Origin of the sequence: Leptolyngbya sp. PCC 6406, assembly GCF_000332095.2 — a bacterium.
In the GTDB taxonomy this organism is placed as follows: domain Bacteria; phylum Cyanobacteriota; class Cyanobacteriia; order Phormidesmidales; family Phormidesmidaceae; genus PCC-6406.
Window position 1 is genome coordinate 2720605 of the sequence record NZ_KI913949.1, and the last position, 17110, is coordinate 2737714.

A 17110-nucleotide genomic window follows, 5' to 3' on the forward strand; every position below is an offset into this window, starting at 1 on the left:
ATTGACCGAATCAGATTCACAGAGAGAGTTTGCTATGACGCTTCAACTGGGCGACACCGTACCTAACTTCACCCAGCAGTCTTCCGAGGGTGAAATCAACTTCTACGATTGGGCTGGGGATGACTGGGTTGTGTTCTTTTCCCACCCCGCTGACTACACCCCCGTTTGCACCACTGAGCTTGGGGAGGTTTCTAAGCTCAAGGGTGAATTTGAAAAGCGCAATGCTAAAGTTATTGCCCTCAGCGTAGATGGGACTGAGTCTCACCAGGGCTGGATTGGGGATATTAATGAAACCCAAGGCACGACGGTGAACTACCCCATCATTGCCGACGAAGACAAGACGGTTTCTGACCTCTACGGCATGATTCACCCCAACGCCAATGCCAAGCTAACGGTGCGTACCGTCTTTTTGATTGATCCCAATCGTAAGCTGCGCCTGACGATCACCTATCCCCCCAGCACCGGACGTAATTTCCTGGAAATTCTGCGGGTGCTGGATTCTCTGCAACTCACCGATAACTACAGTGTGGCCACGCCGGTCAACTGGCAGGATGGGGAAGATGTGGTGGTGTCTCCCGCTATTCCTACGGAAGAAGCGAAGCAGAAGTTTCCCAAGGGTGTGACCGAGATCAAGCCCTACTTGCGTATGACCCCTCAGCCCAACAAGTAAGCTGATAGTACTCTGCGGCGTAAATACTCTAACCGTTCTATCGTGGCACACCTCGGCCCCTCACCGTTCGGCTGAGCTCACGCCGAAGCCCTAGCCCTCTCCCACGGGGAGAGGGGACCGGAAAATGTTGGGCTGACGCGACGATAGTAGGCTGATTTACACCTTGCGGTACTAGGTCCGTTTACTGGGTGGGCGCGATCGCGAGTTAATCGTCTGGGTGGGACACACTACGGTGTGTCCTTTTTTTATGGCAAATTTTATGGCGAATTTTGATGGTATTGACGGCAATGGGTCAAGAAGCGGGTGGGGAGTTGGGGGTGATCGCCCCAGTGCAGATGAACATAGGAGGCATGGATAGATTTCCAGTGCCAGCCCTCTAGGGTTAGGGCCGGAGGCGTTTTTTCCCCTGAAATTGGGTAGGGCTGGGTCTGATACAGGGGCGAAAGGGGGGCAATGGTGGAGACGGAACGGTGGAACTCGTGGCCCCAGATCTCGCTGCCCTGGGGCATCAGGATGCTGTCTTGGCAGGCCGTGACCCGGCGATAGCCCAGGGTGAGGCGTTCCGTCATGGTGGTGGCGGTGGGGAGTGCCCCCACCATGGGCCAGGAATGGCCGTCGAGATCCGTCAGCGATCGCGCTAGGTACATTAACCCACCGCATTCCGCCAGGGCTGGCAGGCCCGTAGCGAGACGCTGGCAAAGATCCTCTCGTAGGGGCTGATTTTGCGCCAGCGCCGCCGCAAACAGTTCTGGAAAGCCGCCGCCCAGGTACAGCCCATCCAAATTCTGCGGCAGGGTGGCATCCCCGAGGGGACTCCAGGGCACCAGCTCCGCCCCGAGTCGAGCCAGCAGATCCAAATTATCGGGATAGTAGAAATTAAAAGCGCGATCGCGGGCAATCCCCAGCCGTATCCGCCCCTGTCCTTTTAGGGGCACAGAGATTGTTTCGTCCAAGTGTTCCGGGTTGATCGCCGCTGTTTCAGGATCTGTGGCGGGATTTGTTTCAGGATCTGTGGCGGGATTTGTTTCAGGATCTGTGGCGGGATTTGTGGCGGCAACTGAATTCGCTCCCGCCGCCAGCCTGGGCCGCAACCAGTCCCAATCAAAACAGCGCTGCCCCAGGGTTGCTAGGTAATCAAAGCGTTGGGGTAGATCGGGCAATTCGTCGGTGGGGACTAGCCCCAAATGGCGATCGGGCAGGGTCACCGCGCCATCCCGAGGCAGTATGCCCACCACGGGAATGTGGAGCGGGGCTAGGGCGCTGAGCAGCATAGCCCGATGGCGATCGCTGCCCACCCGATTCAGCACCACCCCCGCCACCTGCACTTGGGGGTCTAGGTGGCGATAGCCCTGGACAATCGCCGCCAGCGATCGCGATAGGCGACCACAATCCACCACCAGCACCACCGGCAGGTTGAGCAACCGGGCGATGTGGGCGGTGCTGCCCCAGTCGCCTCCCCCCGCTCCATCAAAAAGGCCCATTACGCCTTCCACCAGGGCGTAGGGGGTATCTCGACGATGCTGGTCATAGCAGCGCCGCACGTAGTCCTCACTGGTCAGGACCGGATCCAGATTGTAGGCATCCCGTCCCGTCAAGACCCGATGAAACATGGGGTCAATGTAGTCGGGGCCAACCTTAAAGGCTTGCACCCCCTCTCCCCATTGCCGTAGGGCCGCCAGCAACGCCAACGTCACGGTGGTTTTGCCCACGCCACTGCGCTCCCCAGCGATGATCAGGCCCATGGGCTAATCCTGCCCATCAATCGTGGGGCCATTGGGTGACAGCCCCCCCCATAGCAGCTTCTGCTTGGGCCAACAGGGTCTCTGTCTCATCTTGGTCGTGACTCATCGCATCTAGCAATTCTGTCTGTGCTGCCGATGCGGGAACTCCCTGGCAAATAACCCGATAGCGCAGGGGGGATAAAAAGCCCTGGATGCCAAAGTCGCTGCACTGCTGATCGAGAACCTCAAGGGCTTCATCCGTGCTGTTACCGAGGGAGTCCAGGAGCCCCTCCAACCCCAAAAAGGCTAGTCGGTAGAGCAACATCTGGGTAAACTCCCCCTGGAAATAGCCGCCATGGACATCCCGTTTGCCCAGAGCATAGTCCACAGTCAGGCGGAAATAGTCCAGGAGGTTCAGCGCCCGTTTGCCCTGGGCACGGGTCATGATACCCATAGCCTTGGGGCCACGTTTCTGGGTTTCTACGTCAAAGACCCTGTCGTGGTAGTCGGTGCAGTCAAAAAAGGTGAAGAGGTCTGCCAGGGTGGTGCAGGTGCGAGGTCGTGCTGACTTTTGCTCAAATTGTTCCTCAAATTGTTCCTCAAATAGATCCGCCAGGGTGACATAGCCGTTCTGGTGGCGACGGCTATAGGTGACGAAGAGGTTCTCCATAATCTTGTCGGGGTCTAGGGCAATAGCCTGGGCCAGGGGAATATTGGTGGTGTAGTAGGTCTTCAGGTGGTCTAAATTAACCAGCCCAAACTGATCCTGAGCCGACTTCCTCTCTAGGGTGCGTAGGGCCACATTGCCCAGGCGATAGCCTCGGGTCTGGGTGCAACTGGGGAAGGAAATGTAGTTGGCGGCGGTGGAGGCAATGCGGAGGGCAATATCCCCTTCGCTGCTGAAGAGATAGGTTTCGGAAAACCGCCGTAGGGAGGAGGCCAGGAAGTTGGCGCGACTGGAAATCAGAGTCAGGACGGGGATATCGGGGGAGGCCAGCACTAACCGCTCTAGGCGAAAAGTCATGCCAATGTCGGGGGTCGGCACCTTATCAATAGAGCGGGTGTCAAACACGTCTGACAAAATCCGCATGGCATTGGTAACCACTAAGCCCCCCATGCTATGGCCGACAAAGCTAAGTCTGACCTTGGGTAGGTGGTCTCGCCAGCGTTGACGGGCTTGCCAAGTGGCTTTGGTGGTGGTGGGATCCTCTTTCAGAATGGCATCGGCCTGCCGTTGCACCATGGCTTGATCGATCTGGCGCAACAGTTCCACCAAATCTAGGACGCCGAAGTTGGTGGCGCGATATTGGTCGCGAAAATAGCCCAGGGTCCGCAGCAGTACTAGGGCAGCTAGTAGTCCCACCAGGAAAATTCCGGCCCCTGCTCCCACAGAGAGGAGGGTGCCCCAGATGGTGGCGGGCTGTAGCAGCAATCGGGTCAAGGCTAGTCCCGCCGCTAGAGCTGCACCCAGAGCCATCAGGCCCTTCGGTAAGGGCGGTAGTTGGGTCACCATCGCCCCCAGTTGGCCAAATTTGACGGTTTCCGAAGGCCAGCGGAAACCGATGAAGACTTGGTGGGGCCGCGCTGCGATCGCGTTGTCGTAGGTATTGGTATAGCGAAATATTTTGCCGTACCACGCCTTCACGTTGGTCATGCGGGTGTTGTAGCCGTGGACCAAAATCACCAATTCCGGTGCAGTTTGTTGGTCTGACTGTTTCAGGATGCGCCAGAGGTCATCTGCGATCGCAGCTACCCCTGCCTGGGTATTGGCGGTTTCTTCCGGGCTCACCTTGACGGCATCCTCAATGTTGGGAGGCGCAGAACTCATGACAAAGTAGCCCGGTATTACCCCTGGGGAGCCGCCGGTTTCATGTAGCTTCACCGCCTTGACCGACTGGCTGCCCTCCAGTACAAATCGCCGAATGAAGAACGAAATGTTATCCATAACGCTGCCCTGATGCCTTGAATCCCTGGCAGCAGTCTAGTCCCCTTGGGTGCACCCTTGGGCACAATTACTGGAATTTTTACAGCTGAATTTTTGGGTATCAACGTAAGCCGAGACAATATTGCTTCCGAGGAATTTAGGAGCCAGGAGCCAGGAGTCAGTAACCTCCTAGATTCTGGCTCCTAACTCCTAACTCCTCCCCACGAGATTTGTCCTGCTTTGATTTGATACCCTTGTCGTTGCTTCTTACCGATACCGAGCGATTGTGACCCATAATCGCTCCGTAATCCCCTTAAAATAGGGGGCACTACTCTTGATTGGGAGTCCTGAGGCTAACGTGCCATGCCCCTAGCACTGTCCTCCTTGCCAGAGCCCATGCACCTTCTGGACCTTTGGGTACCCTTGGCTTTGCTGGGCATAATTGTCCTCACTGCCATCGCCTTTGCCCGTCTTTAGCAGAGAAGACTGGGGACTCAGGGCACAATCCACGGAAATGGGGGTTACGTTAAATGTCTTAACATTAGCCCTTAGGGCGCGACAACGGCAGTATTTGCCTCCTAACCTAAAGGAGGGTATAGCCTCCGACAACCGCCCCCGGCCTCCTCTTCCGAGCACTGGATAAATATGAACCGCTCCGTATCGTACTTTGATGGCAAGCACTGGTGCTCATCGCAAAACCAATGACCTACTGTTTGGGAATTCACGTTCGCCAGGGCCTCGTGTTAGCGGCTGACTCTCGCACCAATGCTGGGGTTGACTATATTTCCTCCTATCGCAAGCTCTTCGATTTTTCTGTCCCCGGTGAGCGTGCCCTCGTGCTCTGTTCCTCTGGTAATTTGTCCATTACCCAGGCGGTGATGCATACCCTAGAACAGGACATCATCGCTAACGATGAGAACAGCCTCCATACCCTGCCTACTCTCTACGATGTGGCCCGTTACATTGGCAAGTGCATCCGTGCCGTGCAAGAGCTGGATCGGCCTTGGTTAGAGAAGGATCGCATTGACTTCCACTCCACCTTTCTTTTGGGGGGGCAGATTCAGGGGGAGGGGCCGCAGCTTTTCATGATCTACAGCCAGGGCAACTGCATTCGCACCACTCCGGAAACTCCCTTTCTCCAAATTGGGGAGACTAAGTACGGTAAGCCCATTCTGGACCGCACCCTGACCTTTGAGTCGAAGCTGGATGCGATCGCAAAATGTGCCCTTCTCTCCATCGACTCCACCATGCGATCAAATCTGTCGGTGGGGCCACCCATCAACATGGTCATGTATGAAACCGACAGCTTTGAGATTCGCCATCGGGCTCAGTTCCAGGCGGGGGATCCCTATCTGATCAAGATGCGTCGCCACTGGGAAGAATCCCTGCGGGATGCCTCTGACCGGATGCCCGATATTAGCTGGAATCAAGTCTCGCTGCCTATCACCCCCAGCCTGACAGATATTTCTGAACCCTAAAGATTTTCAGTCCTGAAGATTCTCAGGACTGACTCAGCCAGGGGTAACCTTCCTCTCAAGGCAGCACCGCACTATGGCCTCAAGTCCATAGCTGCCTGGAGTCTTTACACGATGAAACCCAAAACCTTTGCCACCCTGACCCTGGTCGCCATCAGCGCTGGCGTCGCCACCTTGGCCAGTGCCCTGACGCCCTTTGACCCGACCAGCTTTGTCTCGGCGACCGCGATCGCGACCGCGCCTACTGCTGCTGCTACTGCGATCTCGACCGTTGACGAGCCCACCCAGATCGCCCAGGCTGCGGGCCGTTTTGTCCCCGTTGACCATGCCGTCAGTGGATCTGCCCTGCTGGAAACCGTAGAGGGTGAGACCTACCTCGTCTTTGACGATGCCTTTACCACCGATGACGGCCCCGACTTGGTGGTCATCCTCTACAAAGAGGCTACCGTTCCCCTTGCGATCGCGGAGGACGACTACATTACCCTTGCGCCCCTAGCTAGCCCTAGCGGCTCCCAGCGCTACCGCATCCCCGCTGACATCGATCTAGCCGATTACCAATCCGTCAGCATTTGGTGCCGTGCCTTCAACGTCACCTTTAGCTACGCCCCCCTCCATTGAACGTGCGGTGCATTCGCGGCACCAACATCCTCTGTAAATGCAGGATCAACCTGCCTAGCCGCAATAGAGTTGTTGTGAAATAGTGCTCAGTCAGAACCTTCAAGGGCGACTTCCTTCCTCTCTCCCTCGGTTAAGCGGCCATCAGATAAAAGTTCCAGAGTCCTGCCGCTGTGAAGATGGAGCGGTCATCAAAGTTCGCTTTGCGATTGCGATAGACCTGGGCGGCAATCCCATAGCGTTTTAGGCCAGCAAAGGCATGCTCCCCGACGACCCGTTCTCGGGCGAGGGCTTGATTCTCAGCTTTCTGCTCATCGGTGAGTTGTCCGCCCTTAGGTTTCTTGTGTGGAATCTCTACGTTGACATACTCGTTTTGCAGCCCCTGAAAGCCTGAATCACCCTGGATTTTGACGTCATCAGGAATCCACTCGGCCCATCCCTCGCTATTGAGAATGCCTTTGTCGTGCGCCTTACCGGGATAGGCGGTGCTGAATACGAGAATCTGGCGGTCTGGGGCGACACCAGCCAGGTGGGTGCGGGTATGGCGCTTCTTTTTGCCTGAGTAATCTTCCTTCTGTTGGTCCCGGTCTTTGGCCCGCTGAATGGGGCGTTCAGTCCCGTCAAGAATCACCCGTTCCACCTCGGGAAAGGCTTCGATAAATTCTTCAAGACTGGTCAATTTGCGTTTCGGCAACGCCATTTTTTCACCCAGGGCTTCCTCCAGCAGTGGTTGGAGGCGATGCATCCAACGATTCGCCTGAGCGCGATCCAGGTCAAACAGGACACCGGCCAAATCAAAGGTCGGATACACCTTGAAGTAGAACAAGATGAAGAACAGTTTGGTCTCGACCGTTGCTAAATTGGGTTTTCGTCCGGCTCCGGTGGCCCGTTGACGGGGTAAGGGACTCCGACGGGGAACCTCTGCATGGGCCAACACCTGAGCGAAGGTGGATTCCAGTTCCTCAAAGGCTTTCCGGTTCAAACCGGTCAAAGCCCGCAGCAGGCGGTCACTCTTGAGGGCACGTTGGAGGTTCAGCACGGCACAACCAGGTTAACTAGCTCTAGAGGCTATTATCCCCTATTTCACAACAGGTCTAATAACATCGGTTTTCGGGTGCTGTGCGTTTCCCCCTGCACTCTTTAGCGCCAGAGTCAATGAATGGGAATTCATTGAGCATGCCTCGAAGAGTCCAGACCTGTTCCAGTAACACTTCAACTTTTTTCGCTATTCTCGGAATGACAAATGCGACTTTTAAACCTACATTCCGCAGGTTGACAAACAATTAAGATAATGCATAGTAGTAGCGCTCAATTGGTGGTCCGAGAAGTTGAATAATGAGTCGTCGCTGGTCATTCAGGTTGCTGATTTGCCACTGGCCCTGTATCCACACCCAGTGAATGCCCTGAAAAGCTTGCATAATCCAGCGAAAAGTGGGCTTAGCCGTAGGCCGCTTGCGTTGGTTGAGGACTGTCTGCTGCTGGACGGCGAGAGCCTGCCTCAGTTTGCGTTCGGCCAGGGTGTACACCAGCAGCGTCAAAGCCATCACTAGCGCCAACGCCTCGACTCGTTGTGGCTTTTTGACAAAGACACTGCTGGCAAAGAATAACGGGTCTTTGAGAAAGCGGAAGCCGCGTTCCACCTTTTGCTGATTCTTATATTCACTCAAGACCTTGTCGGCGGGCCAAAGGGCTGTATCGAGTTGATTGGTCGCCAGGATAAAGCGGCTTTGTTGACGTTTGACTTGCTCAAGGGCATTCTCACTCCTCTCCAGTTGGGCCTCGATGCAATACCCTGCTCCCGAGGAGGAGGCATGGGTTGGGCTGGTTCGTTTACGACCCCGTTTGGGAACGGGTGGGGCGACTCGAACCTGAGCCAAGTGGTGCAAGGTTAAGGTGTCTTGAAAGGCCATCACCGCTTCAATAGCCTCAGCCTTAGAAGCAAAGGTTTGCTGGCTGAGGGCTTTGAGCTGCCGATGGAGTATCTTTTCCTGTTTCGCCAGGGTCGCTTCGGCTCGTTGCCCATCTCCTTGGCGGGATTGGCATTCCACCAAAATCCAGCGTTGGGCCACCCCACCATAGTCTTGGGGCATCTCCCACAGGCGATAGTCGGCTTGCTCACACTCCAGTTCATTTAAGTGAGCTGTCTCCCCTTGAATCAGCGCCTTAGCCGCACTTAAGGTTTGAGGAACACGGCTAATCCAGCCCAGGTTCCCAACGGCCTTGAGATTCGGCGCGCTGTAGAAGGCAGCATCCATGACAAAGACGCCCTCGCTTGTCCAGTTCTGCTGAAATGACGTCATGACTGTGGCAAACTGCTGACTATCACTGGCGTTGCCGCTAGCGACTTGCAGCCACAGGGGGACTCCCCCATCAGCACTACAGGCCAAAGTCATCAGAAATTGCTTTAAGTCAGGGCGGTGGTCTCGGGAATAGCCTCGGGTGAGAGTAATGGAAATCGGCTCTGAAGCCTCTGAGGAGGCTTCAGAGGGATACTCTCCTGGCACTGAGATCGAGGTGCTGTCCAGGTGCCGTTGCTGGATATCAATCCCAAAGCGCTCTACCGCTTGCAGCGCTACCTTGAGAAAAAATGGNGTGATGCCCACTGCGTAGAGAGCATCTAAACCCCGTCCGAGACGGTCATCGTTGAGGTGTTTCGCCTCTACACCTGCTCCCAGTAAGTGGCTCACCGCTTTGCTTTCAAAAAACTCGCTGAAGAGGTACAGCGGGGCACTCAGGAAGCCCATGGCGTTCAAAATCATCGCCTTCACTACTTGCCCGGTGCTGACGTGCTCCAAGCTGTGGGGGGCGATCTCTTTATCGGTTAAATCCTCTAAGCCCAGTTCGTCGATGATGCCAGCCACCAAACCTAGATGGTCAATATTCTCGATACGCACGCTTTCTATCCTGTCCTAAGGGCCGCTTGCCTAGCTTGCACACAACATAACTTCTATTCTCTGTCAACCTGCGGAATGTAGGTTTAAAACATCCTCTTAGACATTAATGGTGATGATCTCTTTCTTGTTCTGCCATCATCTGATTAATTCTCTCATCGATGGCTTGAGCATCCAGCAGTCCTTTATCTGCGAGCAGCTTTTCACAGGCCATGACCCAATGTTCGTAATAAGTCACTGCGCCAGGGGCGGCCTTTTCTGTCGCCGCAATTGCCGATGACAAATATTGAGTCCATTCAGGCCAGGTATAGTGTTCAAGGATTGCCAGGTGATTCACAATGGCAAATGCCTTGGCCTCCCAGGGCGCGTTGAACACGGGTTCCTGATCTTGATCGCGCATTCCAGAATTGGGCATTAGGGCAGCAGACTCTTGGGGTGATTGCATCAGCTTCAGGGTGCGTCTAAATGGTCGTCAAACAGATCAATGTAGAGAAAATCTTTGGCAGAGGCATCTGGCCCCCAGAGTTCTTGGGCGGCAAAGCGCACACTGTAGACATATTGGGGTTTGGTCTCCAAGCGCTGGCCTAGGGTGTCTGGAAAGACATAAACTCCGTGCACCTTGGTAATGGTGCCTATTTTCCCCCGCACATAACGGGGCAGGCGAGTGTAGGTGGCCGGGTGCATAACCTTCGCTCGAATGATATCCTCCACCTGAAACCGGGGCGGATGATTGCTCACGCCACGGCAGTCAACGCCAGACTGGAGCAGGGCTTTAGCCTGGTCTACACCCATGCACTCATTGCTGGTTTCGATGGCCATTGTGGTTACTCTCCTTGTGCCAACTCGGCCATACGTTGCTCAATTTCTTCGGGCGTGACCAGGTTGTGCTCAGTAATCAAGAGCTCCAGGGCATAGAGCCACCGTTCGTAGTAAGAAGAACTGAGATAGGCACCCGGTGGCATCCGTTCACAGGCATGGCGAGTTTCATCAACTGGGAAAAAGTTGCAGAAGGTGGCAAAGCTCATGGCAAAGACCTTAGCTTCCCAGGCAGAATGGAAGACGGGCTCATCCGGTTCCATGGGAATCGACCCCATGCCGTGCATGCCGCCCATGTCGTGGGGGCCATTCATGATCAATCCTCCTAAGCTGCAAGGGGTGAAGGTGATTCAGGGGGCTGAACTTTCGCGGTGCCAACCATGGCGTTGCGGGTCACTAAACCCGCCAGGGACTCTTCAGACATGCCCTCGGTACCTTCTGGCCGTTCTGGCAGTACCAGATACCGCAAATCAGCATTGCTGTCCCAGACTCGAATTTCAACGTCATCGGCAATTTCTAGCCCAAACTCTTTCAGCACTTGACGCGGTTCGATCACAGCCCGAGACCGATAGGCAAAGGATTTGTACCAGGTAGGCGGCAGGCCCAAAATCCCCCAGGGATAGCAAGAACAGAGGGTGCAAACAATTAGGTTGTGGACCTGGGGGGTGTTTTCGACCACTACCATGTGTTCGCTAGAAAATCCAGTGAGACCCAGTTCTGCGATCGCACTCGTCCCATCCACCAGCAATCGCTGCTTGTATTCGGTGTCCACCCAGGCTTTAGCCACAATGCGCGCCCCATTGTGAGGTCCAATTCGGCTTTCATAGGCATCGATGATGGTGTCCAGGGTAGCTGGATCAACAATACCTTTTTCGATGAGAAGGGACTCAATTGCCTTGACACGAAGGGCAATATCGGCTTCTGAATGAGAAGAATGGGCCATGATCCAAGAACAAGTAACGGACATCAACTGAGAAGTTATTCAGCAATCATATTCAGGAGATTGCAGTAGAAGACAAGGTATACATGGACAATCTATAGCGGTTCCCTAACGTATGAGAGACACCTCAACTTAATGACACTTCAGCGAACAAGGGGCTTAAGCCCCTTGTCTGTCCTTAACCCGAGGAAAAACCGCTATATAGACAAATGGTATACGAAAGATTATAAGGATTAGAGTGCAATTTCAGACTGAAAGAATCAAATTCCTGGAGAGTTTCTATGGCAAAAGTTGAAACCTACACTCATCTGTTCGAACTTCCTTTGGAGGATACGGCGCTGCTGATTATCGACATGCAAAACGATTTCTGTCATCCTGATGGCTTCAATGGAAGTGAACTCAACCTGGATTTAACCTCAATCAGAGCTATTATTCCATCAATTCAGACTCTTCTGGACTGGTCTCGAAAATTGGGGCTGATGGTTATTTTTACCCGTGAAAGCCATCCTCCTAATTTGTCTGATTTGACCTCTAGCAAACAACAACGATATACCAACGCCGGTTCCCCCATTGGCGAACTCGGAAAGATGGGCCGATTTCTAGTTCAAGGAGAAAAGGGTGTTGAAATCATTGATGAATTGCGCCCTTTGCCCCATGAAATACAGCTAGATAAACCGGCCCATTCTTGCTTTGTCAACACCCAACTCGACCATAAACTCCAGAACCAAAATATCACTCACTTAATCATTGTGGGTGTAACAACTCAATGCTGTGTTCTGGCAACCTACCGCCATGCCAGCGATCTGGGCTATTACTGCCTGCTGCTGGATGACTGCTGCGCCACCTTCGACCGTGCAGATCACGATGCCACCATCCGCATCCTGCAATCTGAAGGGGGCGTTTTGGGGTGGGTTGCGCATTCCTCAATGCTTTACCATGACTCGCTTGCCCATTAAATCCCGACTCTAGACCGTACCCTCCCCAAGCCAAATCATGATGGAAAACCATGAATATTGCGAAATGCGCAGACAAAAAAGGACTTGGTTGTTCTATAAGCAAATAATGGCAGCATTTTTTGCGAAAGTTGTGCCTCTGGCTACAAAAAATACGCGCCGATGCCTTTACTGTCAAAACCAAGCAGGTCGTTTGCCCCACCACTTCTTCTGGTATCAGGGCGTTCAGTTGAAACGTTGAAACAGCGACTCATAGTCAGGTTTATTGGTCTCGTCGAGCTTTGAGATGTCGAGGTGTGTTCCCATGTTGCCGAAGCAGACTTTCATTTTTTTCGTACTGAGCACTTTGTTTGTGGGGGGCTGTGGAGTATCACCCCCCGCCGAGACGACCGCCCCCCCCTTGTCAAGCAGTGCAGAAACAGCACCTTCAGATGAATTGGTAGCGATTAAAGCGGGTCACTTAGTGGCGCTGGATATGGCTCCATTGTTCGTGGGTGTGGAATCGGGCTGTTTTGAGCAGAATGGGTTGGCCGTGGAAACGGTATTCTTCAGCAATCCTGGCGATAACAATGCAGCCCTGGCTGGGGGGCAGATCGACTTCAGCACCAATCCCTTTACGCTGCCGTTTTTTGCCGCCAATAGCGGTGTACCCATTAAGACGGTGGCCGCAGCCGGGGGATGGGGGGTGATGCAGGTGATTATTGACAGCGAATACGGGGTCGAATCCATCGCTGATTTAGCGACCTTTGTGGCCGACAACCCTGACCAGAAATTAAAAATTGCCACCCTACGGGGAGACACACTGGAGTTAATTTTGGTGGACGGGCTTGAGCAGGCAGGCATCGACCCAGATGCGTTTGAAATGGTTTACTTTGACGATCTACTAGCAATGGTCGATGCCTTTCGTCTAGGAGAAGTCAACATCCTCAGCCACATTAAGCCCTACACCACACAGTTTGTAGTCACTGGTGATGCCAACGTGATCACCGATAATGCTGAGGTCTGGTCGCCGACCACGCCGAATACTGTGGTTAGCGTCTTAGAGAAAACCCTCAATGAGCGACCTGAAGTGGTGAAAGCCTACATCCAGGGATTGCAATGTGCGGCAGAAATCATTAATACCGACCCCGATCAGGCCATTGAACTATTGGTCAGTGGCAACTACTACCGGGTTGAGGATGATGTGTTGCTGACTGCCTTCAAAACCCAACCCTCTCCCATCACGTTTACCCCTGACTTAGATGCTGTCCAAACTGTGGTCGATAAGATGGTGCAGTTGCAATACATTCAGGCCGATGTGCCAGCAAAGGATATCTTTGATGTCTCTATTGTGAAAGAGCTAGAGCAGTAGCATGGTAAAGGGCACCGCTGGCTGGGAAAGTTCTATTTCGCGATCGCTGTTGCCCCTTACTTGTGGGTTAATCTCTTGCGCTATTTTTGTGGGAGCTTGGGAAGTTATTGGTGCGAATCCTGAAAATCCTATTTCTCAGGTGCTACCGCCCCCATCAAAGTTTCTACCAGTTCTGTTTGAGAATGACTTTAAGATTGGTCTGGGATCTCAATCCGCATCCATTTACCAGTCTGTAACCGTCACCCTGGTTCGAGTCCTTTTGGGGATGACGATTGCCTTTGTGGGCTCAATTGTTTTTGGTCTGCTGATTAGCCTGTCAAAGTGGTCAGAGTTGTTTATTCTGCCGATTTTAGGTCTGATCGCTCCCATCGCTCCAATTGCTTGGGTGCCGCTGGCATTAGTCATCTTTGGAGTCAGTAATTTGACTGCGGTGTTCATTGTCTTTATGGGAGTCTTTTTTACCCTGACCATTGCCACCGTAGCCGAAATCAAAAGAATTCCCGACAACTTACTAATCACGGCAGAAAACCTAGGGGGAGGAAATTTTGCCCGATGGAAGTTTGTTGTTATTCCTGCTATCTTACCTGGGGTATTTACCCTGCTCAGACTAAACTTTATCGCCGCCTGGATGGCTGTACTAGCGGCTGAGATGACTGGGTTAAGAGATGGCCTTGGCACCGTTGTCATGACCGGACGAAACCTGTTCAACAGCAACCTGATTTTGCTGGGTATTTGTATTATCGGCATTACTGGATTTGCAATTGACCGACTACTACTGGTAATTCAAAGAAGGTTTTTCTGGTGGAGAATCTAAGCAATGAGCAGTCATTTATCAGCTCTGAATGAATTCCACCAACAGCCCATTCTAGCTTGTCAGAATGTGGCAAAAACCTTCCAAGTTACTCGAAAATCTCCATTTATCGCTCTACAAAAAATTGATCTAAAAGTCGCAAAGGGAGATTTTGTTACCATTTTGGGTCGTTCAGGTGGAGGAAAGTCAACCCTGCTCAAGTTGTTGGGCGGTTTTATACCTCCCACGTCTGGACAGATTTTATTTCATGGGGTGCCATTACAGGGAATAACGCCCAAAATCGGTATGGTGTTTCAGGAAAACACCCTATATCCCTGGTTAACTGTCGAGCAAAACATTGGTTTTGGTTTCAAAGTGCGGGGAAAACAAAAGCGCCACTATGGCTTGCGCGTTCAAGAGGTGATGGAACATGTTGGCCTGACCCAGTCCGGAAACCTTTATCCTCATCAACTTTCAGGGGGAATGAAACAGCGGGTTTCCATTGCCCGATCCCTGGCCATCCAGCCCGATGTGCTACTGCTGGATGAACCCTTTTCGGCTCTGGATATTCAATTGCGAAGACGACTGCAAAAATTTCTGCTGAATATCTGGCAGGAGACTGAAGCCACTATGGTGCTGGTAACCCATGATGTAGAAGAGGCGATATTGCTAGGGCAAAAACTCATCGTAGTTGGTGGCCAACCGGGACACATCATTGCAGAGGTGGATATCTCTGCCTCGGCCTTTAGAGATCGGTACGACCGGCAATTTTTAGAACTTCAGCAACATCTAGAGGGGGTGATTGGCGAAGAACCTGACATGATGGAAAAGTCCCGAGACTTAGCGGCTGTACAAAGTAAGTAGGTCGAATCAAACTATGTACAGCCCAACCCCAGACTGGAGCTGATTGGGTGCACCCCAGGTTTGTAAATGTCATTCGGTTGCTCCGAAGGAGCAACCGACCCAACCCAAAATTTTGGGTAATACCCGGAAGAAACAGAGGGAAATTTCTTGGACGCCGTTTCACAAACAGGGTGATAAAAGTGGGATGCCCCTGTTCCGGACTCACTCCTGGCTGATTCTAGCCGGATACTGAGCCTTATAGATTTTTAAAATATTTCTAGAATTTAACCCCGTGACGACGCCCTTGTTCTTTAGCCAGTTGATAAACGACAGGAGGTCTTCATTGTCTTTGTAAATGTACTCCAGCATGATATCGAACTCACCTGTCACAGCGGATAGATAACTAATACTTTCCATGCTGACTAGTTCTTCTAAGGCCGTTCCAAAAAAGTCCGGCTCGACCTTCAGTTCAATATAGGCAACATTCTCATACCTCACTTTGCCGGTATTTATAAAAGCACTGATGGTAATAATTCCATCATCCAGCAGCCGCTTCATCCGGTATCTGATAGTTGCTTCTGGAGTATCAATTGAACGGGCAATATCACGGTAGGGAATCCTACCATTTTGTTGCAATAGCTCAATAATCTTAAGGTCAAGACTATCGACTTCATGGTCTCGGAGATTCTCTATGGTGACATTACTGCTAGTCATCATTGAATTGATTTTAGAATGTTTGAGATCAGTATAGCAGCTAACTTTTGATTGACAGGGCTGACAGTTATTCGGGAAGTGGTATTTTCGGAATTACAGGGCAACTTTGCTACAATCAATCTTGTGCTATGTTGCTTTTTATACAGTTTTTTTAGATCATTTTATTTAATATCTTTCTAGATTCGTCGCAGGAGATAGATGTTGTCATGCAGCGGTCCTCAATTGACTTAAGTACAGGCAAAGGACTTAAGCCCTTCGTTCACTGAGGTGCCATTGAATTGACGTATACTTTATGCGTTAAAACCGCTGCAAGCATGAAAATAAATGCCCTCGTAAATGTTTCGCAATTCTGTTTCTGAAGGGGAAAATACCATCCCAAGAATATCTCTGAGGCTGGGTCAACTGACGAATCTGAAGCTGATTTAGTGTTATGCGGAGGGTATTATCCTTGCAAGATCTGACTCCGACCACCGTTTTGACGGGTTATCTGGGTGCTGGCAAGACGACCCTGCTCAACTACATCCTCACCGCCCAGCACGGCAAGCGGATTGCCGTTATTGTCAACGAGTTTGGTGAAGTCGGTATCGATCATCAGCTCGTGATTGATGCCGATGAAGAAATCTTTGAGATGAATAACGGCTGCATCTGCTGCACGGTGCGGAGTGATTTAATTCGTATCGTCAGCAATCTGATGGAACGCTCTGGGGATTTCGACTACCTCATGATTGAAACGACGGGATTAGCCGACCCAGCCCCTGTGATTCAATCCTTTTTTGTGGATGAGGTGATGCGATCGCGTCTCCTACTGGATGCCATTGTCACCGTTGTCGATGCCAAATATATCTGGGATCACTGGGACAGCAGCGAAGCTCAAGAGCAGATCGCCTTTGCTGATGTGATTCTGCTGAACAAGGTCGATCTGGTTTCGCCCCCAGTGCTGGAAGAACTGGAGCAACGGATTCGGGGTATGAATGCGATCGCCAAAATCCAGAAAACTCAGCATTGCCAGATCCCTCTGGATACCGTGCTGGGAGTCGGCGCATTCGACCTGAAGAACGCCCTCAGCATCGATCCAGAATTTCTGGACGAAGATGCCCACGATCATGACGAGACCGTTTCATCGGTCGCGATTCAGGAGCCTGGGGTGGTGAACGGAGATCACTTCAATCGCTGGCTTTATCAACTGGTGCAGGCCCGAGGTCCCGACCTTTTCCGCATGAAAGGCATTCTGGATATGGATAGCGAAGACCGGCGATTCGTATTTCAAGGGGTGCACATGACCCTGGATGGTCGCCCCGGTAGGCCCTGGCAACCGGGGGAGATGCGCCGGAATGAATTGGTCTTTATTGGCCGCAACTTAGATGAAGCTGAACTGCGACGTGGTTTTAGCGAGTGCTTGATGTAACC

General features: G+C 52.4%; 17 protein-coding genes. 8 read left to right on the forward strand and 9 right to left on the reverse strand.

Annotation, left to right across the window (positions count from 1 at the left end; genetic code table 11):
* Positions 1-34: 34 nt before the first annotated feature.
* Positions 35-670: a peroxiredoxin gene (locus LEP6406_RS0212085; RefSeq protein ID WP_008310523.1), complete on the forward strand. Its 636-nt coding sequence runs from the start codon at positions 35-37 to the stop codon at positions 668-670.
* Positions 671-927: 257 nt separating this feature from the next.
* Here LEP6406_RS0212085 and LEP6406_RS0212090 read toward each other — a convergent pair whose 3' ends face one another.
* Together LEP6406_RS0212090 and LEP6406_RS30270 are read right to left on the reverse strand one after the other, a co-directional pair.
* Positions 928-2412 carry a cobyrinic acid a,c-diamide synthase CobB gene (locus LEP6406_RS0212090; RefSeq protein ID WP_008310521.1) on the reverse strand — a complete coding sequence of 495 codons (1485 nt, stop codon included), beginning with the start codon at positions 2410-2412 and terminating at the stop codon, positions 928-930.
* A gap of 16 nt (positions 2413-2428) precedes the next feature.
* Positions 2429-4336, reverse strand: a complete 1908-nt coding sequence (locus tag LEP6406_RS30270; protein ID WP_008310519.1) for an alpha/beta hydrolase — start codon at positions 4334-4336, stop codon at positions 2429-2431.
* A gap of 680 nt (positions 4337-5016) precedes the next feature.
* Between LEP6406_RS30270 and LEP6406_RS0212105 the strand changes: the two genes are divergently transcribed.
* Together LEP6406_RS0212105 and LEP6406_RS0212110 are read left to right on the forward strand one after the other, a co-directional pair.
* Positions 5017-5793: a proteasome-type protease gene (locus LEP6406_RS0212105; protein ID WP_008310515.1), complete on the forward strand. Its 777-nt coding sequence runs from the start codon at positions 5017-5019 to the stop codon at positions 5791-5793.
* A gap of 111 nt (positions 5794-5904) precedes the next feature.
* Entirely contained in the window at positions 5905-6408 is a 504-nt protein-coding gene (locus tag LEP6406_RS0212110; protein ID WP_008310514.1) for a DM13 domain-containing protein, read from the forward strand.
* Positions 6409-6538: 130 nt separating this feature from the next.
* Here LEP6406_RS0212110 and LEP6406_RS0212115 read toward each other — a convergent pair whose 3' ends face one another.
* The 6 genes from LEP6406_RS0212115 to nthA form a co-directional block, all read right to left on the reverse strand.
* Positions 6539-7444, reverse strand: a complete 906-nt coding sequence (locus LEP6406_RS0212115) for a transposase family protein (protein ID WP_027268700.1) — start codon at positions 7442-7444, stop codon at positions 6539-6541.
* 244 nt (positions 7445-7688) lie between these two features.
* Entirely contained in the window at positions 7689-9299 is a 1611-nt protein-coding gene (locus tag LEP6406_RS0212120) for an IS1634 family transposase (RefSeq protein WP_027269082.1), read from the reverse strand.
* 103 nt (positions 9300-9402) lie between these two features.
* Complete coding sequence (locus tag LEP6406_RS27780) at positions 9403-9711, reverse strand: nitrile hydratase accessory protein (RefSeq protein ID WP_225886514.1); 309 nt, start codon at positions 9709-9711, stop codon at positions 9403-9405.
* A gap of 35 nt (positions 9712-9746) precedes the next feature.
* Complete coding sequence (locus tag LEP6406_RS34780; RefSeq protein WP_008309920.1) at positions 9747-10115, reverse strand: SH3-like domain-containing protein; 369 nt, start codon at positions 10113-10115, stop codon at positions 9747-9749.
* Between the two features lie 5 nt (positions 10116-10120).
* Positions 10121-10426: an SH3-like domain-containing protein gene (locus tag LEP6406_RS34785; protein ID WP_008309917.1), complete on the reverse strand. Its 306-nt coding sequence runs from the start codon at positions 10424-10426 to the stop codon at positions 10121-10123.
* A gap of 11 nt (positions 10427-10437) precedes the next feature.
* Positions 10438-11055 carry a nitrile hydratase subunit alpha gene (gene nthA / locus LEP6406_RS0212135; protein WP_008309915.1) on the reverse strand — a complete coding sequence of 206 codons (618 nt, stop codon included), beginning with the start codon at positions 11053-11055 and terminating at the stop codon, positions 10438-10440.
* A gap of 278 nt (positions 11056-11333) precedes the next feature.
* Between nthA and LEP6406_RS0212140 the strand changes: the two genes are divergently transcribed.
* The 4 genes from LEP6406_RS0212140 to LEP6406_RS0212155 all read left to right on the forward strand — a co-directional run bounded on the left by LEP6406_RS0212140 (position 11334) and on the right by LEP6406_RS0212155 (position 15010).
* Positions 11334-12008: a cysteine hydrolase family protein gene (locus LEP6406_RS0212140; RefSeq protein WP_008309912.1), complete on the forward strand. Its 675-nt coding sequence runs from the start codon at positions 11334-11336 to the stop codon at positions 12006-12008.
* A 301-nt stretch (positions 12009-12309) separates the two neighbouring features.
* Complete coding sequence (locus LEP6406_RS0212145; RefSeq protein WP_008309910.1) at positions 12310-13356, forward strand: ABC transporter substrate-binding protein; 1047 nt, start codon at positions 12310-12312, stop codon at positions 13354-13356.
* 88 nt (positions 13357-13444) lie between these two features.
* Positions 13445-14170: an ABC transporter permease gene (locus LEP6406_RS0212150; RefSeq protein ID WP_162160870.1), complete on the forward strand. Its 726-nt coding sequence runs from the start codon at positions 13445-13447 to the stop codon at positions 14168-14170.
* Positions 14171-14173: 3 nt separating this feature from the next.
* Positions 14174-15010, forward strand: a complete 837-nt coding sequence (locus tag LEP6406_RS0212155) for an ABC transporter ATP-binding protein (RefSeq protein WP_008309907.1) — start codon at positions 14174-14176, stop codon at positions 15008-15010.
* Between the two features lie 201 nt (positions 15011-15211).
* Here LEP6406_RS0212155 and LEP6406_RS0212160 read toward each other — a convergent pair whose 3' ends face one another.
* The gene (locus tag LEP6406_RS0212160) at positions 15212-15706 is read right to left on the reverse strand and encodes an Lrp/AsnC family transcriptional regulator (protein ID WP_008309906.1); all 495 of its coding nucleotides are present in this window, start codon (positions 15704-15706) and stop codon (positions 15212-15214) included.
* Positions 15707-16151: 445 nt separating this feature from the next.
* Here LEP6406_RS0212160 and LEP6406_RS0212165 point away from each other — a divergent pair, with 445 nt between their 5' ends.
* Positions 16152-17108 carry a CobW family GTP-binding protein gene (locus LEP6406_RS0212165; protein WP_008309904.1) on the forward strand — a complete coding sequence of 319 codons (957 nt, stop codon included), beginning with the start codon at positions 16152-16154 and terminating at the stop codon, positions 17106-17108.
* The last annotated feature ends 2 nt before the right edge of the window (positions 17109-17110 follow it).

Coding starts and splice junctions, on each gene's coding strand:
- LEP6406_RS34785 (WP_008309917.1), bottom strand. CDS start 10,426: ATGAATGGCCCCCACGACATGGGCGGCATGCACGGCATGGGGTCGATT.
- LEP6406_RS34780 (WP_008309920.1), bottom strand. CDS start 10,115: ATGGCCATCGAAACCAGCAATGAGTGCATGGGTGTAGACCAGGCTAAA.
- nthA (WP_008309915.1), bottom strand. CDS start 11,055: ATGGCCCATTCTTCTCATTCAGAAGCCGATATTGCCCTTCGTGTCAAG.
- LEP6406_RS0212090 (WP_008310521.1), bottom strand. CDS start 2,412: ATGGGCCTGATCATCGCTGGGGAGCGCAGTGGCGTGGGCAAAACCACC.
- LEP6406_RS0212140 (WP_008309912.1), top strand. CDS start 11,334: ATGGCAAAAGTTGAAACCTACACTCATCTGTTCGAACTTCCTTTGGAG.
- LEP6406_RS0212105 (WP_008310515.1), top strand. CDS start 5,017: ATGACCTACTGTTTGGGAATTCACGTTCGCCAGGGCCTCGTGTTAGCG.
- LEP6406_RS0212160 (WP_008309906.1), bottom strand. CDS start 15,706: ATGATGACTAGCAGTAATGTCACCATAGAGAATCTCCGAGACCATGAA.
- LEP6406_RS0212085 (WP_008310523.1), top strand. CDS start 35: ATGACGCTTCAACTGGGCGACACCGTACCTAACTTCACCCAGCAGTCT.
- LEP6406_RS0212145 (WP_008309910.1), top strand. CDS start 12,310: ATGTTGCCGAAGCAGACTTTCATTTTTTTCGTACTGAGCACTTTGTTT.
- LEP6406_RS0212110 (WP_008310514.1), top strand. CDS start 5,905: ATGAAACCCAAAACCTTTGCCACCCTGACCCTGGTCGCCATCAGCGCT.
- LEP6406_RS0212155 (WP_008309907.1), top strand. CDS start 14,174: ATGAGCAGTCATTTATCAGCTCTGAATGAATTCCACCAACAGCCCATT.
- LEP6406_RS27780 (WP_225886514.1), bottom strand. CDS start 9,711: ATGCCCAATTCTGGAATGCGCGATCAAGATCAGGAACCCGTGTTCAAC.
- LEP6406_RS30270 (WP_008310519.1), bottom strand. CDS start 4,336: ATGGATAACATTTCGTTCTTCATTCGGCGATTTGTACTGGAGGGCAGC.